Below are 18,587 nucleotides of genomic sequence, written 5' to 3'. Positions count from 1 at the left end.
CCCCAGGAGAGAGCCATGACCGACGTCCTCAGCGCCCCGCTGGTGGTCGCATTCCCCTTCACCCGCTCGCTCGGGCCCGTCCAGAGCGCCTTCCTCACCGGACTGCGCGAACGCACCGTCCTCGGCGTCCGCACGGAGGACGGCACGGTGCTCGTGCCGCCCGTCGAATACGACCCCGTCACCGCGAACGAGATCCGCGACCTCGTCGAGGTCGCCCCCACCGGCACCGTCACCACCTGGGCCTGGAACCCGGCCCCCCGCCGCGACCAGCCGCTCGACACCCCCTTCGCCTGGGTCCTCGTCCGCCTCGACGGGGCCGGCACCGCGCTCCTGCACGCCCTCGACGCACCGGGCCCCGACGCCGTGCGCACCGGGATGCGCGTCCGGATCCGCTGGGCCGCCGAGCGGTCCGGCACCATCACCGACATCGCCTGCTTCGAGCCGTACGAAGGCGAGCCCGTCCCCGACGAACCCGCGCCGCACAGCGGGGAGTTCGCCGACCCCGTCACCGGCATCGTCACCCCGGCCCGCCTCGACTACGTCCACACCCCGGGCCGCGCCCAGAGCGCCTACCTCGCCGCCCTCGAAGGACACCGGACCGTCGGCGAACGCTGCCCCGCCTGCCGCAAGGTCTACGTCCCGCCGCGCGGAGCCTGCCCCACCTGCGGGGTCGCCACCGCCGAACAGGTCGAGGTCGGCCCGCGCGGCACGGTCACCACGTTCTGCATCGTCAACATCAAAGCGAAGAACCTCGACATCGAAGTCCCTTACGTATACGCCCACATCGCCCTGGACGGGGCCGATCTCGCGCTGCACGGACGCATCGCCGGAATCCCGTACGACCAGGTGCGCATGGGTCTGCGCGTCGAGCCCGTCTGGGCCGAAGGCGCACGTCACCCCGACCACTACCGGCCCACCGGGGAGCCCGACGCCGACTACGACACGTACAAGGAGCTGGTGTAGATGCGGGACGTGGCCATCGTCGCCTTCGCCCAGACCACGCACCGGCGGCGCACCGACGAACTCTCCGAGGTCGACCTCCTGATGCCCGTCCTCCACGAGGTCCTCGGCGCGACCGGCCTCAAGGCGAACCAGATCGGGTTCACCTGCTCCGGCTCCGCCGACTACCTCGCCGGGCGGGCCTTCTCCTTCACCATGGCGCTCGACGGCGTCGGCGCCCACCCGCCCATCTCCGAGTCCCACGTCGAGATGGACGGGGCCTGGGCGCTGTACGAGGCCTGGGTGAAGATCCAGACCGGCGAGGCGGACACCGCGCTCGTCTACTCCTACGGCAAGTCCTCGCCCGGCCGGGTCCGCGACGTCCTGACCCGCCAGCTCGACCCCTACTACCTCGCCCCGCTCTGGCCGGACTCCGTCGCCCTCGCCGCCCTCCAGGCGCAGGCCCTCATCGACGCGGGCGCCACCGACGAACCCGCCCTCGCCGAGGTCGCCGCCCGCAACCGCACCGCCGCCGCCGACAATCCGCACGCCCAGCTCACCGGCGACGTCCCCGCCGGCGACTACCTCGTCCAGCCGCTGCGCACCGGCGACTGCCCGCCCATCGGCGACGGCGCCGCAGCCGTGATCCTCGCCGCCGGGGACACCGCCCGCGCCCTGTGCGAACGGCCCGCCTGGATCCGGGGCATCGACCACCGCATCGAGGCGCACGGCCTCGGCGTCCGCGACCTGACCGACTCGCCCTCCGCGCGGCTCGCCGCAGAACGTGCCGGAGCCTTCGAACGCCCCGTCGACACCGCCGAGTTGCACGCCCCGTTCACCTCGCAGGAGGTCGTCCTGCGCAAGGCCCTCGGGCTCGGCGACGACGTCCGCGTCAACCCCTCCGGCGGGGCACTCGCCGCCAACCCCGTGATGGCCGCCGGACTGATCCGGCTCGGCGAGGCCGCCGCCCGCATCCACCGCGGCGAGTCCGACCGGGCCCTCGCGCACGCCACCTCCGGCCCCTGTCTGCAACAGAACCTGGTCGCCGTCCTGGAAGGGGAGAGCGCTCATGGCTAAGGAGCCCGTCGCCGTCGTCGGCATCGGCCAGACCAAACACGTCGCCGCCCGGCACGACGTGTCCATCGCCGGACTGGTCCGGGAAGCCGCCGTCCGGGCCCTGGAGGACGCCGGGCTGACCTGGAGCGACATCGACGCCGTCGTGATCGGCAAGGCGCCCGACTTCTTCGAGGGCGTCATGATGCCGGAGCTCTACCTCGCCGACGCGCTGGGAGCTGTCGGCAAACCCATGCTCCGCGTCCACACGGCGGGCTCGGTCGGCGGCTCCACCGCCCTGGTCGCCGCCAACCTCGTCGCCGCCCGCGTGCACCGCACCGTCCTCACCCTCGCCTTCGAGAAGCAGTCCGAGTCCAACGCCATGTGGGGACTCTCCCTGCCCGTCCCCTTCCAGCAGCCGCTGCTGGCCGGGGCGGGCGGCTTCTTCGCCCCGCACGTGCGCGCGTACATGCGGCGCACCGGAGCGCCCGACGAGGTCGGCTCGCTCGTCGCGTACAAGGACCGCCGCAACGCGCTGAAGAACCCCTACGCGCACCTCCACGACCACGACATCACCCTGGAGAAGGTCCGGGCCGCCCCCATGCTCTGGGACCCGATCCGCTACTCCGAGACCTGCCCCTCCTCCGACGGGGCCTGCGCCATGATCCTCACCGACCGGGACGGCGCGGCACGCTCGCCCCACCCGCCCGCCTGGGTGCACGGCGGGGCGATGCGCAGCGAACCGACCCTGTTCGCGGGCAAGGACTTCGTCTCCCCGCAGGCCGGCAAGGACTGCGCCGCCGACGTCTACCGGCAGGCCCGGATCACCGACCCGCGCCGGGAGATCGACGCCGTCGAGATGTACGTGCCGTTCTCCTGGTACGAGCCGATGTGGCTGGAGAACCTCGGCTTCGCGGAGGAGGGCGAGGGCTGGAAGCTCACCGAGGCGGGCGTCACCGAACTCGACGGAGACCTCCCCGTCAACCCCTCGGGCGGCGTGCTGTCCACCAACCCCATCGGCGCCTCCGGCATGATCCGCTTCGCCGAGGCGGCCCTCCAGGTGCGGGGGAGAGCCGGCGAGCACCAGATCGAGGGGGCCACCCGGGCACTCGGCCACGCCTACGGCGGAGGGGCGCAGTTCTTCGCCATGTGGCTCGTGGGAGCGGAGCCCCCGCCCGGCTGAGGGAGCGCGGCGGGCCCGGTCCCACGGGGCCCGGGCCCGGCTCCGCAACGTGAGCCGGGACACGTAACATGGCAGGCATGTCCTTCCTCCGCCGCCGTAGCGCCGCAACACCCGCGGGCCCGGACTTCGACGTCCTGGCCATGGACCCCGGGGACTGGCCCGGCAACCTCGGCGCCGGTCTGCTCCCCGCCCCCGACGGCAGCTGCCAGGGCGTCTTCCTCCGCTACGACCTGTACGGCGGCCGGGGCCCGGCGATGATCATCGGCAATCTCCCGGAAGGCTCGCCCGCCCGCGAGACCGAGGAGGGTCAGGTCCCCTTCGAGGTGGCCCAGCTGCTCCTCGCCCTGGAGAACGACGAGCCGATCGAGGTCGTCAGCTCCGAGGACGTCCCCGTCATGCAGGGCGACAATCTGCTGATCGTCCGCCGCGTCAAGCTCTCCGAGAGCCGTATCGCCTGCGTCCAGTTCGACCGCAGCGACGGCGTCCTCGTGACCATCGCCAGCTGGGACCGGCCGATCACCGACGACCTGTACACCCTGCTCAAGCCCCTGCCCGCGGAGCTGTTCCAGCAAGGCTGAAACGTATCTCCATAGGCCGCCCGCATATGCCGGGCGGCCTATTTTTCATGCCCGGAGCGCCCCGGCGGGCCGATTCTCGCCCTGTACGACGTCCGGAAATGCGCGTTGACACCGATGGCGGGGGAGCGACTACGGTGAAAAAATGTAACGACCGTTCAATGTGTAACGGTCGTTCAGGTTCACCGTTTCCCCCCAGTTCGGAGGTCCGTCCCCATGGCCAACCCCTACGGCGCTCTCTTCAAGGCGCCGGGCTCCGTAGCCTTCTCCGCCGCGGGCTTCGTCGCCCGCATGCCGCTGTCGATGGCCGGCATCGGGATCATCACGATGCTGTCCCAGATGCGCGGGCAGTACGGCCTGGCAGGGGCCGTCTCCGCCACCTTCACGCTGTCCATGGCCCTCTGCGGCCCCCAGATCTCCCGCGTGGTCGACCGCCGGGGGCAGAGCAAGGTCCTGCTGCCCGCCACCGGCCTCAGCGTCATCGCCATGGGCGTGCTGCTCCTCTGCGCCCGCTACGACGCCCCCGTCTGGACGCTCTTCGTCAGCGCGGTGGTGGCCGGCACCATGCCCAACATGGCCGCGATGGTCCGCGCCCGGTGGACCCACGTCTACCGGGGCTCGGACCGCCTGCACACCGCCTACTCGCTGGAATCGGTCGTCGACGAACTCACCTTCGTGGTGGGCCCCGCGCTCTCGGTCGCGCTGAGCACCGCGCTCTTCCCGGAGGCCGGGCCCCTGGTGGCGGCGGTGCTGCTCGCCCTCGGCGTCCTCATGTTCGTGCCGCAGAAGCGCACCGAACCGCCGGTGCTCCGGCCGGCCGCCGACGACGCCCCGAGCGTCTCGGCGCTGCGCGGCGGACCACTCGTCCTGCTGGCCCTCACCCTCGTCGCGGGCGGCACGATCGTCGGCACCGTCGACGTGGTGAGCGTCGCCTTCGCCGAAGACCAGGGATCACCGGCCAGCGCGGGCATCGTCCTCTCCGTCTACGCGATCGGCTCGGCCGGCGCCGGGCTGGTCTTCGGCGCTCTCCGGCTCACCGTCCCGCTGCCGCGACTGCTCCTCCTGAGCACGGCCGGCACCGCCCTGACCACGCTTCCCCTGCTGCTCGTCGGGAACATCGCCACGCTCTCCGCAGCCGTCTTCTTCTCCGGCCTCTTCTTCGCGCCTACCATGATCGTGGTGATGGGACTGGTGGAGAAGACGGTGCCGCCGGCCGCGCTCACCGAGGGGATGACCTGGGCGATCACCGGTCTCAGCGTCGGTGTCGCGCTCGGCGCCTCGGTGTCGGGCGGTATGGTCGACCGCTTCGGCCCCTCCGGCGGCTTCGCCGTGGCCATCGCCGCGGGCGGCGCGACGGTGCTGCTGGCGCTGACCGCCCAGGGCCCGCTCAACCGGAGTCTGCGGGTGCGCGCCGAGGCGCCCGCAGACGAGGGGCACGCCAAGTCGGTCCTGTAGACGCCCCGCAGCCGCGAGGAACGGCACGCCGCTCCCGTCCCGCTCGACCACGACGCCCGGAGGGCACGATGACCACATCACAGACCGACGGCCGCCTGCTCAAGGGCGAGCTCCGGCGGCAGGAACTCATCGAGGCCACCCTCCAGGTGGTCGCCCGCGAGGGCGTCGCGGGTGTCAGCCACCGGGCGGTGGCACGCGAGGCGAACCAGCCCGCCACCGCCGCCGCCTATTACTTCAAGAGCATCGACGACCTGCTCACCGCCGCCCTCACCGTCTGTATGGACCAGGACGCCGAACGGATGCGCCGCCTGGCCGAGAGTGCCGACGGCAGCCCCGAGGGTCTCACCGCCCTCGCCGAGCTGCTCGCGAACGTGATGGCCGGCCCCGGCCGGCTGCTCGCCGAGTACGAGCTCTATCTGCTCGCCGCCCGTCGGCCGGAGCTGCGCACCTCCACCGGGCGCTGGCTGGACGCCATCGCCGGATACGCCCTGTGCTACACCGACGATCCGGTCCGGGTGCAGATCTTCAAGGGCGTCGTCGACGGACTGCTCCTCCAGGGACTGCTGACCGACACACCGCCCACGGCGGCGGAGTTCGAGGCAGTGCTGCGGCACGTCCTGCTCTGACCGATCGACCGCCGCGCCCTTCCCCGTCCACCGCCCACCTTTCGCCTTTCCGGGCCGTTCCGCGCCCCCGGCCGCTTCGGCATGCCCGCATCCGGGGCGCCCCGAGTCCGCCTCATCGGCCCCTCCGATCCAAGGAGCACGTGTGAACTCCGTCCCCGTGCCGGAATCCCTTCTCCCCGAATCCATCGCGCCCGCCGCGCCCGGTGCGGCGGCCAGGCAGCGGCTGGTGGAAACGCACCGGCCCACCCTGGAGCGTGCGATGGAGACCCTGCGCACCCGCACCCACTGGTCGCCCTACCCCGAGGACCCGGGCGCCTACGGCAAGGACGCCGAGGCCGAGGGCGAACGGGCCTTCCGCGCCCTGCTGGACAAGCCCTTCCCGCTGGAACAGCCGGGCCGGGACGGCACCGTGGGCCCTTTACCCGCCGAGGGCGGCGAGGTCTCCCCGTACGGCTTCGCCCTGGGCATCAGCTACCCGCACAGCGATCCCGAGGCGCTGCTCGCCGGCGCGGAGGCCGCGGCCGACGACTGGCGGCGGGCCGGAGCGCTCGTCCGGGCGGCGGTCTGCCTGGAGATCCTCGCCCGGATCAACGCCCGGTCCGCCGAGTTCGCCCAGGCCGCCATGCACACCAGCGGCCACGGGCCCGTGATGGCCTTCCACGCCGGAGCCGTACACGCCCAGGACCGCGGACTGGAGGCCGTGGCCGCCGCGTACACCGAGCAGACCCGGCTGCCCGCCCGGGCGCTCTGGACCAAGCCTCTGCCCTCCGGCGAACCCTGCGCCATGGAGAAGACGTTCACACCCGCCGGCCTCGGCACCGCGCTGCTCATCGGCAATCGGATCTTTCCCGCCTGGAGCGGTTACGCCGGTCTCTTCGCCTCGCTCGCCACCGGCAACCCGGTCATCGTCAAGCCCCACCCCGCCGCCGTACTCCCGCTCGCCCTGACCGTGGCCGTCGCCCGGGACGTCCTCACCGCGGCGGGCTTCGCACCCGACCTCGTCGCGCTGGCCGCCGAGCACCCCGGCGAAGGGCTCGCCCGGACGCTCGCCGTCCGGACGGACATACGGATCGTCGACTTCACCGGCGCCACCGCGTTCGGGCGGTGGCTGCGGGACAACGCTCGCCACGCGCAGGTCTTCACCTCCACCACCGCCGTCAACACCGTGCTGATCGAGTCCACCGAGCACTACGCGGCCATGCTCGACAATCTCGCCTTCTCCCTCGCCCTCTACAGCGGCCAGCTCTGCACCAGCCCCCAGAACATCCTGATCCCACGGGCCGGCATCCGGACCGACCGGGGGCGCAAGGGCCATCTCGACGTGGTCGCCGACCTCGCCGCCGCGGTGACCCGGCTGCTCACCGACGACGCCTTCGCCTGCGATCTGCTCGGGGCACTCTGCGGATCGGAGGAAGCGGCGTCAGCGGAGCTGGCCGACTCCGGTGCCCTCGGCCCGGTCGTCCTGGCCGGCCGCACCGTGCACCATCCCCGCCACCCCCGTGCCACCGTCCGCACCCCGACCCTCGTCGCGCTGGACGCGGCCCGGCCGCAGGACCGGGCCGCACTGGCACACGCCCGGCCCGGCCCCGTCTTCTTCACCGTGGCCGTCGACTCGGCCGACGACGGCATCGCCCTGCTGCACAGCACCGCCACCACCGCCGGATCCCTCTCGGTCGGAGCCTGGACGGCATCCGACGACGTGGAGCGCGCGGTGACCCGCGCCTGCGCGGACGCCGGAGTGATGCTGTCCCTCAACATGACCGGCGACTGGTATCTGACCCAGAGCGCCGTCTACTCCGACCTGCACGGCACCGGAGCCAACCCGGCGTCCGACCACGCCTTCTGCGACGGCGCGTTCGTGGCACGCAGATTCCGCACGGTCGAGGTCCGCCGCCGTGTGTGACCGGCCCGCGCACGCGCCGCCGCGGCGGGAACCAGCCAGCGATCCGAGAGAGAGGACACACGTGCTACGTGCCCCGTTCGACCTGCCGTTCAGGGGCCGGGACGACGAACTGTCCCGCGTCCGCCGTGCGCTCGACCACGCGTCGCGAGGCGGCAGCGCCCTCCTGGTGGTCGAAGGACCACCGGGGACCGGCAAGACCCGCCTGCTGCAGGCCTGCGCCCAGGAAGCCGCCCGGCTCGGCTTCCGCGTCCCCGACGAGACATGCGTACGCGGCCAACTGCCCTCCCTGGGCCGGTGCAAGGTGCCGGGCGTCGGACGCACCGGCCGGATCGGCCGCCCGGGGCTGCGCCGCATGCCCGCCCTCGTCCTGATCGACGAGGCGGACCACCTGGGCGCCGACGCGGTGGACGCCCTGCTCGCCCGTGGGGGCGGGCCCCACGGCGTGCCCACCGTATGGGTCGTCGCCCACCGGACCGGGCGCAGCTGCGAGAGCCTGGCCGCCGTGCTCTCCACCCGCTGCGGATACGTGGAGCGGCTCACGCTCGGTCCGCTCGCCCCCGGCGTCATCACCGCCCTGGCCACCGGGGCCCTCGGAGCGCCCCCGTCGCCCTCGCTGCGGCGGCTGATCGAGAAGGCGGGAGGCCACCCCCGGATCACCGCCGAACTGCTGCTCGGACTCCAGGAGGAGGGCGCGGTCGAGACCGGCTCGGGTCTGGCCCACCCCACGTCCACGCGGCTGCCCGAACGGCTCCACCGGCGGATCGAGGAGACCATGGCCTGCTACTCGCGGGCCTGCTGCCAACTCCTCAGCGTCGCCGCGGTGCTGGGCCGGGAGCTGGACTACGAGATCCTCGCGCCGATGCTCCGCACCGCCCCCTCCGCACTGATCCCGCTCTGCGAGGAGGCCTGTGCGATGGGCGCGGTGGCGGGCGACGGCGGGCGGACGGTGTTCCGCAACGAGCTGATGCGGGAGATCCTCGCCGACGCCGTGCCGGCCGCGCTCCAGCGGGCGCTGCGCCGGGAGGCGGAGGCGCTGCGCACGGCACGGGCCGCCGGGCCCCCCGCGCCCGGTCCGGCCGGGACCGCGGCCCCGGCCGACTCTCCGGAGGCGACGGCGTGGGACCTGCTGAACGACCGGCAGGCCGCCGTGGTCCGGCTGGTCAAGGCGGGCCTGACCAACCAGCAGATCGCCCGCCGGCTCGACGTCTCGCCGCACACCGTCAACTACCACCTGCGCAGGCTGTTCAGGAGTTTCGGCGTGCGTTCGCGGATCGACCTGCTCAGCGCGGTCGAGCAGCGCGTCCTGCCCGGCCGCGCCGTCCCGGCCGGGCAGGGTTGCGTCCGCTCGTGACGGCCGCGCACCGGCGCCGGGCCGCCGCCCGCCCCTCGCGGACGGCGGCCACGGCAGCGCGGACCGGTCAGGCGGTGAGCGGCCGCAGATAGCGGTCCAGCACCGGATCCGGCAGCACCCGGGCCAGCAACCCGGCCCGGCGGGCGTCGTCCCCGACCCGGTAGCGGGACCGGGGCCGCGCCGCCGTGAGGGCCTTCACCACCGCCGCGGCGAAGTCCTCGGGCCGGGTCCCGCTGCCCGCGGCCCCCGCCTCGTTCTGCCGCAGGAACCGCAGGAACGGCGTCCGGTACAGCTCCGCGACCTCACTCTCCACCCCGGCCAGAGCCGCCTCGCCGCCCGTCGACACCTTGCTCCAGATCGGCGTCATGATCGCGCCCGGCTGCACCACGCTCACCCCGATGCGCTGGGACCGCAGCTCCCGGCGCAGCACATCGGTCAGCGCCTCCTTCGCGAACTGCGCGGCGGCGTAGGCGCCCATATAGGGCAGCGCGACGCTGCCCAGGCCCGAGGTGACATTGACGATCCGGCCCCGGCTGCGCCGCAGATCCGGCAGGAACGCCTGGGTGACCGCGAGCTGGCCCACCACATTGGTGTCGAGCTGCTGCCGCAGCCGCTCCGGGTCCACGCACTCCAGCGGGCCCGAGACACAGATCCCCGCGTTGTTGACCAGCCCCCACAGCGGCCGGCCGTCGCCGAGCGAGGCGATCTCCCGTGCCGCTGAGGTGATCGAGCCCCGGTCCGTGACGTCGACGCGGACCGGGGTGATCCGGCCGTGCCCTGACCGCCCGGCCAGCGCCTCGCCGTCCGCCTCCTTCCGTACGCCGGCGAAGACGCCGAACCCGGCCCGCTCCAGCCGCAGCGCACACGCCTCGCCCAGCCCCGACGAGGCGCCGGTGACCAGAACGGAGCGGCCGTTCGGCGTGATGGGGAGCTTCCTACCGGCCGGCATGGACGTCCTCCGATACGGGTCCGGTGCGGGGAAAGGTGAGTGCGCCTTCCAGGACGGCGGTGAGCCGCCCGGTGGGCAGAAACTTGAAGTAGGCGTCCCTGACCGGGCGCCGGACCGGATTCACCGACTGCTCGAAGGTGCTGATGGAGCGTGAGGCGGCGACCATGCCCCGGGTGCGCTCGCGACGTTCGTCCTCGTACCGGCGCAGCGCCACCGTGCTGTCGGCGCTCCCGGCGAGATGGCGGGCGAGGACGACGGCGTCCTCGATCGCCATGCAGGAACCCTGCCCCAGACTGGTCAGCATGGGGTGGGCCGCGTCGCCCAGCAGGGTCACCGGTCCCCGGCCCCAGCGCTCCAGGAAGGCCCGGTCACGCGAGGGGACGGCCAGGATCGACTCCTGCGGGGTCTGCGCGATGGCCTGCTGGACCTCGTCGGCCCACCCGGCGAAGGCGCGCCGCACATCCTCCTTGCCGCCCTTCCAGTCGTGCGACTCCTCGGTGGGCATGTTCTTCGTACCCCACCAGTACAGCGTGCCGTCGCCCATGTCGACCAGGCCGAACCGCTGCCCGCTGCCCCAGAAGTGGGTCACCGAGCCCGGGGTGAAGTTCGGGTGCTCGAACGGGACGAGCGCCAGCCAGCAGATGTAGCCGCTGTCCTGGGAGGGCTCGTCGCCCGGGCCGGTCAGCCGGCGTCGTACGGCCGAGTTGAAGCCGTCCGCGCCGACGAGCACGTCGCCGTCGGCCCGGGTGCCGTCGGTGAAGTGCACGCTCACTCCGCCCCCGGGCCGGTCCGGATCGAAGCGCTCCGCCTGCGCCCCCAGCACGAGGGGAATGCCCTCGGCCGCCTCCAACAGGGCGGCCTGGAGCGCGGAACGGGTGATCAGGATGCTCGGCACCCCGAGCCGCCCGATGATCTCGGGGAAGGGGAACTCACGGATCAGCCGTCCCCTCGACGTCTTCACCCGGTACGACTCCAGGACCTGGCCGCGCTTCTCCAGACCGAGGTCGATCCCGGCGGAGTCCAGGGCGGCCAGCGCGTTGCTCATCACCGAGAGCCCCGAGCCGGCCGCGCCGAGCTCGGCCGCCCGCTCGTACACCTCGACGTCCAGTCCGGCCCGGCGCAGGGCCACCGCGGCCGTCAGACCGCCGATGCCCGCACCGATCACGATCGCCTTGCGGCGCGCATGCGTCATGTCACTCTCCGATCAGTTCGGTGACGACCTGGGCGAGGTGGGCCACATGGGGCTCCTCCATGATGGTCAGGTGGTCGCCGGGTACGTCGATGACGGTCAGTTCACCGCGGGTCCGCTCCCGCCAGCCGTTCGACGGGTCGCGGTGCAGGGACTCGATGGCCGTGTGCATCGAGTCCAGGACCTCGGGCAGCGGCTCGGACGCGTGCACCAGCGTCATGTCCTGGTCGACCGGTTCGGGCCGGTAGGCGAAGGCGGCCCGCCAGTTGGCCTCGTACACATGGAAGAGCCGGCGCACCACCGCCCCCGTGCTGCCCGCCGGCAGTACGCCCTCCTCGACGGCGAGCCGGGCGATGAAGCCGAACTTCTCCTCCAGCGACCCGAGCCCGGACGGAATGGCCTCCAGCGGGGAGTCGCCGCCGCGCCGGAGCCACAGCAGCTCCCAGAAGAACCAGCCCAGCAGGGCGTCGTCGTCGGTGGTCAGCCGCCGTCCGGGGTTGAGGGCGGTGGTGTCCAGCAGCACGAGACGGGCCACCTCCTCGCCCTTGGCGCGCAGTTGACGGGCCATCTCGAAGGCGACGAACCCGCCGAAGGACCAGCCGCCGATGACGTACGGGCCCTCGGGCTGCACCCGCCGGATCGCCTCGACGTATCCGGCCGCGATCTCCTCCACACTGCGCAGCGGCTCGGTCCCCGCGTCGACCCCGGCCGCCTGGAGCGCGTACAGCGGCTGGTCGTCGCGCAGATACTTGGCGAACCGGACGTAGCACAGGACGTTGCCGCCCATCGGATGGACGAAGAACGCGGGCCGCCGGTCGCCGCCGGACCGGATCGGCACCAGCGGGTCGAACGCCGCGTTCACCCCGCCCGACCGCAGCCGCTCGGCGAGCTGGGCCACCGTGGGCGCCGCGATGAACTCCGAGAGCGGGACGGTCACTCCGTACCGCTGCTCGATGAGGACCACCAGCCGCATCGCCGTCAGCGAGGTGCCGCCCAGGTCGAAGATGTCGTCGTGGACCCCGGGCACCGGCAACTGGAGCAGCTCGCCGAGGAGTTCGGCCAGCGCGTGCTCGTACGCGTCGCGCGGGGGTGTGTCGTCGCCCGCCCGCCCGGCGGTCAGGGCGATGCGGCGCAGGGCGGCGTCGTCGCGCTTGCCGCTCGGGGTGAGCGGCAGCTCGGGCAGCCACTCGTAGTGGGAGGGCAGCATGTAGTCCGGCAGCACGGTGCGCAGCTGCTTGCCGAGCTGGCCCAGATCGGTGTGCTCGCGGTCGCCCACCAGGAACGCGGCGAGGAAGGAGTCGTTGCCCTCGCGCCGCCGTGCGACCACCGCCACCTCGGCGAGCCCGGGGTGATCGGCGCCGAACCGCGCCACCGCGAGCTCCACCTCGGCCGGCTCCACCCGGAAGCCGCGCACCTTCACCTGGGCGTCGGCCCGCCCGAGGCAGACCACCGAACCGTCCGGCAGCACCACCCCGAGGTCGCCGGTGCGGTAGAGCCGGCGGCCCGGCGTGCCGTCCGGATGCGGTACGAAACGCTCGGCGGTGAGCTCCGGCTGGTGGAGGTAGCCGTCGGCCAGGCAGACGCCGCCGAGGTGGATCTCCCCCTTGACGCCCGCCGGGACCGGCCGCAGCTCCGCGTCCAGCACCAGCACCTGCGATCCGGTCACCGCCTTCCCGATCGGCGGCAGCGGCGGCCACGACGCGGGATCGCCCGTCATCGTGTGACGCGTCACCACGTGCGACTCGGTGGGGCCGTACTGGTTCTCCAGCAGTACCCCGGGCAGCGCCGCGCACAGCCGCCGGATCTCCGGCGTGACGCGCAACTGCTCGCCGGAGGAGATCAGCGTCCTCAGGGCGCGGGGGACCAGCCCCAGAGCGTCGGCCGTCTCCGCGAGCTGCTGGAGGGCGACGTAGGGCAGATACAGCCGCTCCACCCGCTCCCGGTCCAGCAGCCGCAGCAGCGCGGGCAGATCGCGCCGCTCGGCGCCGGAGAGCAGCAGCAGGGTGCCGCCGCCGCACAGCGTGGAGAAGATCTCCTGGAAGGAGACGTCGAAGCTCAGCGGCGCGTACTGCACGGTCGTCGCACCGGCCGCCCCGCTGGGAACGTCGTTCTGCCAGGCGACCAGCTGGGCCAGCGAGCGGTGCGGCATCGCCACGCCCTTGGGCCGGCCCGTGGACCCGGAGGTGAAGAGAACGTAGGCCGTGCTCCGAGGCGCGATGGCGGGCAGCGGCACGCCGTCGGGTTCCCCACCGTCGTCCGGCCCGGCCAGGGCGTCTTCCGCGAGCAGGACGGGCACGCCCTCGGGGAGCAGTTCGCTCTGCGCCCGCCGGGCGACCACCCGCAGCGGACGGGCCTGCTCCAGCATCGCCGCGAGCCGTTCCTGCGGGTAGTCGGCGTCCAGCGGCAGCGCGGCGGCCCCCGCCTTCAGCACGCCCAGGATCACGGCGACGGTCTCGGGGGAGCGGTCCATGGCGATGCCGACGCTGTCACCGGCCGCCGCCCCGAGCACGAGCAGCCGGCGCGCCACCCGGTCGGACGCCCGACCGAGGTCGGCGTACGTCCAGCGCTCATCGCCGAAGACCAGCGCGACCGCGTCCGGAGCCTTCTCCACCCGCTCCCGTACGGCGGTGACCACCTCCACCGGCGCGGTGGCGGCCTCGGCCGGTGCGGGCGCCAGGCCGGGGACTCCGGCCCGCAGCGCGGTGCCCGGGGGCTGGTGGGGGTGGTGGGCGAGCGTGTCCAGGACCGTCAGGAACCGATCCGCGTACAGCGCGGCCTGCCCCGGGGTGAAGACGGTGCCCCGGTAGTCCATCCGCAGCCAGAGATGTCCGTCCGCCGGGTCGGCCACCGCGTTGACCAGCAGGCTGAAGTTGGTCTCCTCCCAGGCCTGGAAGGCGTCCATCCGCACACCGGGGAGGGCGAGGACCGGGGCGAGCTGCCGGAAGTGGATGTAGTTGAACGCGGTGTCCAGCACCGTGGCGCCCAGCTCCTCCTGGATGGCGCTGAGCGGATAGCGCCGGTGCGGGTGGGTCCGCTGCTCCTGCCGGAACGCCTCCCGGGCCACGTCGAGCAGGCTCTCCCGGTCGGTGTCCAGGCGCACCGGCAGCGTGTTGAGGAACAGCCCCACGATGCGCTCGGCGCCGTCCGTGTCGGGTCGGCCATGGGTGACGAGGCCGGTGGTGACATCGGTGGCGCCGGTGAACAGACCGAGGGTCAGGCAGTGGGCGGCGAACAGCACCGACTTGACGGGCAGCGCGTGCTCCCGCGCGAAATCCCGCACTGCAAACGCCAGTTCATCCGACAGGTCGAGCCGGCGCGTGATGAGCTCCTCGCTGCCGGGGGCCTCGTGCGGGCGGAAGCCGTCGAACTGGGGGAGTGCGGATCCCTCCAGATGCCGCGACCAGTACGCCCGGCTCTCCGTGGACTCCAACGACGTGCGCTCGGCCGCCACATGACCGGCCGCCGAGGGCAGTTCGGCGGCCGGCACCGCATCGATTCCGGCCCCGGTCAGGTGCAGATGGTCCTGGAGCAGCTCGCTGACCGTGTTCGCCACGCTGCCGCCGTCCAGGAGCGCGTGGTGGAAGTTGAGGACCAACTCCACGCTGTCGTCCGCGAGCACGAAGGCCCGGAAGTGGTACAGCGGGGCATCGGTGAAGACGTACGGGTGGTAGCGCCGTTCGGCGACGTACGCCGCGATCTCCTCGCGCGCCGCCTCCTGCGGCAGCCCCCGCAGGTCGCGGACGGAGAGCCCGCGCTCCACCGTGTCGTGCACCAGCTGCAACGGCTCGGAGAAGGCCCCCAGGTCGAAGGAGGAGCGCAGCGCCGGGTGGCGGGCGACCAGCCGGTCGAAGGCCGAGCGGAACGATTCCTCCCGCCACGGGAGGGTCAGTGAGTACTGGAAGACGTCGCGGTAGACGGCGGAGGCCTCCTCGGTGCGGCTGTGGTAGATCAGCCCGAGCTGGAGGCGGGAGAGCGGCTGCGCGTCCTCGATGCCCGGCGTTCCCTCCAGCCGGGCCACATCGACCCGGGAGACCAGCGCGAACGGCTCGTACCCGCTCTGCGCCTGCCCGGCCGGACCCTCGGTGACCACGGCGGCCAGCTCGGCGACCGTCGGGTTGCGGACCAGGTCGGAGAGCGAGAAGTGCAGCCCCCGCTTCTCGGCGGCGGCCCGCAGCCGCAGCATCTGGATCGAATCACCGCCCAGCGCGTAGTAGTTGTCGTGGACGCCGACCTCGGCCACGTCCAGCAGCTCGGCCCACACCCCGGCCAGCAGCCGTTCGGTGTCGTTGCGTGGAGAGGTCGCGGTACGTGGCGAGGCGCCCGACACCGCCGGCTCGGGCAGCGCACGCCGGTCCGCCTTGCCGTTCGGGGTGAGCGGGACGGCGTCGATCCGTACGAAGTGGGCGGGGACCATGAAGCCGGGTAGCGTCACGGCCAGGGCGGCCCGCAACACGGCGTCGTCCAGGGCGAGATCGGAGACGTAATAGCCGACCAGATAGGTGGAGCGGTCCGCGGACGCGCGGTCCACGACGATCGCGTCCCGGACCCCGTCCACGGCGGCCAGCGCGCTCTGCACCTCGCCCGGCTCCACCCGGTTGCCGCGGATCTTGACCTGTCCGTCGATCCGGCCCAGGTACTCCAGCGTCCCGTCGGCCAGCAGCCGCGCCAGGTCACCCGTGCGGTAGAGCCGCCCCTCGCCGGAGAAGGGATCGGCGACGAACTTCTCGGCGGTCAGCTCCTCACGGCCGAGATAGCCGCGGGCCACCTGCACCCCGCCGACGCACAGCTCGCCCGCCAGCCCGGCCGGCTGCGGGGCCCCGGCCGGATCGAGGACGTGGAGCCGGGTGTTGTCGACGGGGCGGCCGATCGGCACCCGGCCCTGCGGCGCCCCGGCCGGGTCGCCGGGGAGGTCCTGATAGGAGACGTCCACGGTGGCCTCGGTCGGCCCGTACAGATTGACCAGCAGCGGACCGGAGCCGGCGGCGTACGGTCCGAAGACCCGGTGGAACTGGTCCACCCGGGCCGGCGGCAGCGCCTCGCCGCTGCAGAAGACCCGGCTCAGCGAGGCCGCGTCGGCGCGCAGGGCCGGGTCCTCCTCCAGCAGATCGAGGAAGGGGCCGAGCATGGACGGCACGAAGTGCAGGGCGGTGACCCGGCGCGACCGCACGGTCCGCAGGATGTCCCGCGGGTCCTTCTCGCCGTCGACCGGCAGCAGCGCCACGGACGCCCCCTCGGCCGCCCACCAGAACAGCTCCCACACCGACACGTCGAAGGAGATCGGGGTCTTCTGGAGCAGGACGTCGTCCGCCCCGATCGGGTAGCGGCGCTGCATCCAGGCCAGCCGGTTGACCACCGAGCGGTGCTCGACCATGACCCCCTTGGGCCGACCGGTCGATCCGGAGGTGTAGATGACGTACGCGAGGTGGTGCGGGCCGGCGGCCGGCTCCACCGGACCCGAAGGACCGTGCAGCAGGTCCCGCACGTTCAGTACCGGTACGGCCGGGTCCACGGCCGTCGGCGGCGTCTCGCCCGAGGTCAGAACGACGCCCGCCCGGCTGTCCCGCAGCAGGAAGGCGATCCGCTCCTGCGGGTATCCGGGGTCGACGGGCACGTACGCGCCGCCCGCCTTCAGTACGCCGAGGAGCGCGGCCGGCAGGTCCGGCCCACGCCGCATCAGCACGGCCACCCGGTCGTCGGGGCCCACGCCCCGGGCCCGTAACGCGCGGGCGATCTGATTGGCCCGCGCGTCCAGGGTCGCGAAGTCGATCCGTTCCCCGGTGGCCTCGTCCACGACCGCCGTGCGTCCGGGGTGCGCCGCCGCCCGCTCCTCGAACAGCTCGTGCAGGGTGCGGTCCGTGCGGTGGGGGACGTCGGGCCCGCGCGCGGCCCGTACGAGCTCGGCCCGCTCCACATCGCCGACCAGGGGAAGCGCGAGGGCGGGCCGCTCGGGGGCCTCCACCGCGCCCGCCAGCAGCCGGCGGATCCCCTCGGCCACGCCGGTGACGGGGAAGTCCTCGTCGAAGACGTCCAGGGCGTGGTCGAGGGCCACCCGCAGCGAGCCGTCGCCCTCGTCGGCGTGGACCGTCACCGCCAGCGCGTCCTGCCGGTGCACGGGGGCCATGATCGACGCCACCCGGGTGATCCCCGCCGGCACCTCCACGGCCGGGAAACGCACGTACGACAGGGTGATGTCGAAGAGCGAGCGGACACCGCCCGGCAGCTCCCCGACCGTGCGCAGCACGTCACCCAGCGCGAGGCGCTCATGGCCGCGCAGCTCGGCCGTTCTCGTCCTGACCTGCTCGGCGAGGTCGGGCAGGGACGCGTCCGGGTGGACGTCCACCCGCAGTGGCAGGCTGTTCGCGAACTGCCCGACGACGGAGCGCGTCCGCTCGTCCCGCCGGTTGCGGAAGGGCACACCGAGCACGATCTGCTCACTGCGGTGCACCCGCGCGAAGTAGGTGGCGAAAGCGGCGGCGACGACGCCGAAGGGCGACCCGCCGCCCTCCCGTATTCGGTCCACCAGCGCGGCGTCGATGGAGAAGCCGTGGCGCGCCCGCCCCGGGCCGCCGGGAGCCTCGGCGGCCGCCGAGCGCGGGAAGAGCACGGGGACCGTGTCCCGATGGGCGTCCCGGTGGAAGGCGAGGTCGCGTCCGTGGTCGGACGAGGCCCGGTAGGCGGCATCGGACTCCACCACCACGCTGTGGGGGAGCGGGGTCCGTCCGGCTTCCGCCGCGTCGTCCCGGGCATACGCCTCCCACATCTGGCCGCTCACGGTGTTCAGGGCCCAGCCGTCGACGACGAGATGGTGGGCCTTCAGCGCCAGGTGGACCGTGTCGGAGCTCTCCCTGACCAGCAGCGCGGAGACGAGCGGGGAGTTCTGGACGGTGAACGGCTCGGCCAGGAAGTCCTCCAGCCGGGCGGCGACGGCCGCGGCGGGGTCCTCCCGGGCCGAGAGATCCTCGTCCGGTTCCCATACACCGGGCCACTCCCCGGGATCGCCGGACCACTGGAACGGAACCCCGTCCCGCTCGCCGAACCGGAGCCGGAACGCCTCGTGGCCCAGCAGCGTCCGGGTCAGCGCGTCGCGCAGCGCGTCCGTGTCCACGGGACCGGTCAGTCGCTCGTGCTGGACCACGTTGAACTGAGGGTCGCCCGGGGCCCTGGATTCAGCGGCCCAGATGTCTTTCTGATAGGAGGTCAGGGAAATCTCGTGGTGCGTACTCATGGGTTCTCCCCTTTGCCGGCGATCCGGCGCACATCGCTCAGGTCGATTCGTCCGGAACGATAGGCATCCGGCCATCGGCGAAACCACTACTCGAATAGGTAGGGGTCGGCGAACGATGCGGGCCGGCCGGACCGCTACC

11 protein-coding genes are annotated in these 18,587 nt (G+C 73.1%); 8 read left to right on the top strand and 3 right to left on the bottom strand.

Features of this window, described 5'->3' with window-relative positions; all coding sequences use genetic code 11:
* Positions 1 to 15 precede the first annotated feature (15 nt).
* The 8 genes from ACIQPT_RS32410 to ACIQPT_RS32375 all read left to right on the top strand — a co-directional run bounded on the left by ACIQPT_RS32410 (position 16) and on the right by ACIQPT_RS32375 (position 9,085).
* Positions 16 to 963 carry a Zn-ribbon domain-containing OB-fold protein gene (locus ACIQPT_RS32410; protein ID WP_401161139.1) on the top strand — a complete coding sequence of 316 codons (948 nt, stop codon included), beginning with the start codon at positions 16 to 18 and terminating at the stop codon, positions 961 to 963.
* The gene (locus tag ACIQPT_RS32405) at positions 964 to 2,016 is read left to right on the top strand and encodes a thiolase domain-containing protein (protein WP_401161137.1); all 1,053 of its coding nucleotides are present in this window, start codon (positions 964 to 966) and stop codon (positions 2,014 to 2,016) included. It begins immediately after the preceding gene.
* A complete protein-coding gene (locus ACIQPT_RS32400) occupies positions 2,009 to 3,175 on the top strand; it encodes a thiolase domain-containing protein (protein ID WP_401161135.1) in 1,167 nt (388 codons plus the stop codon). Before ACIQPT_RS32405 ends, ACIQPT_RS32400 begins: the two co-directional genes overlap by 8 nt.
* Before the next feature lie 77 nt (positions 3,176 to 3,252).
* On the top strand, positions 3,253 to 3,753 hold the full coding sequence (locus ACIQPT_RS32395; protein ID WP_003971159.1) for a hypothetical protein: 501 nt from the start codon (positions 3,253 to 3,255) through the stop codon (positions 3,751 to 3,753).
* Positions 3,754 to 3,966: 213 nt separating this feature from the next.
* Positions 3,967 to 5,205 carry an MFS transporter gene (locus ACIQPT_RS32390; protein ID WP_401161133.1) on the top strand — a complete coding sequence of 413 codons (1,239 nt, stop codon included), beginning with the start codon at positions 3,967 to 3,969 and terminating at the stop codon, positions 5,203 to 5,205.
* Between the two features lie 68 nt (positions 5,206 to 5,273).
* Positions 5,274 to 5,831: a TetR/AcrR family transcriptional regulator gene (locus ACIQPT_RS32385; RefSeq protein ID WP_401161131.1), complete on the top strand. Its 558-nt coding sequence runs from the start codon at positions 5,274 to 5,276 to the stop codon at positions 5,829 to 5,831.
* A 184-nt stretch (positions 5,832 to 6,015) separates the two neighbouring features.
* Positions 6,016 to 7,734 carry a phenylacetic acid degradation protein PaaN gene (gene paaN / locus ACIQPT_RS32380; protein ID WP_401161263.1) on the top strand — a complete coding sequence of 573 codons (1,719 nt, stop codon included), beginning with the start codon at positions 6,016 to 6,018 and terminating at the stop codon, positions 7,732 to 7,734.
* A 61-nt stretch (positions 7,735 to 7,795) separates the two neighbouring features.
* A complete protein-coding gene (locus tag ACIQPT_RS32375) occupies positions 7,796 to 9,085 on the top strand; it encodes a LuxR C-terminal-related transcriptional regulator (protein WP_401161129.1) in 1,290 nt (429 codons plus the stop codon).
* A gap of 67 nt (positions 9,086 to 9,152) precedes the next feature.
* Here ACIQPT_RS32375 and ACIQPT_RS32370 read toward each other — a convergent pair whose 3' ends face one another.
* From ACIQPT_RS32370 to ACIQPT_RS32360, 3 genes are read right to left on the bottom strand one after another with little or no spacing between them, the layout of a single operon-like run.
* The gene (locus tag ACIQPT_RS32370) at positions 9,153 to 10,034 is read right to left on the bottom strand and encodes an SDR family oxidoreductase (protein ID WP_401161127.1); all 882 of its coding nucleotides are present in this window, start codon (positions 10,032 to 10,034) and stop codon (positions 9,153 to 9,155) included.
* Positions 10,021 to 11,226 carry an FAD-dependent monooxygenase gene (locus ACIQPT_RS32365; protein ID WP_401161125.1) on the bottom strand — a complete coding sequence of 402 codons (1,206 nt, stop codon included), beginning with the start codon at positions 11,224 to 11,226 and terminating at the stop codon, positions 10,021 to 10,023. Before ACIQPT_RS32365 ends, ACIQPT_RS32370 begins: the two co-directional genes overlap by 14 nt.
* A 1-nt stretch (position 11,227) precedes the next feature.
* Positions 11,228 to 18,448: an amino acid adenylation domain-containing protein gene (locus tag ACIQPT_RS32360; RefSeq protein WP_401161123.1), complete on the bottom strand. Its 7,221-nt coding sequence runs from the start codon at positions 18,446 to 18,448 to the stop codon at positions 11,228 to 11,230.
* Positions 18,449 to 18,587: the final 139 nt, after the last annotated feature.

Origin of the sequence: Streptomyces sp. NPDC091289, assembly GCF_044757365.1 — a bacterium.
Classification (GTDB): Bacteria; Actinomycetota; Actinomycetes; order Streptomycetales; family Streptomycetaceae; genus Streptomyces.
This window is presented reverse-complemented; position numbering and strand designations above follow the sequence as displayed.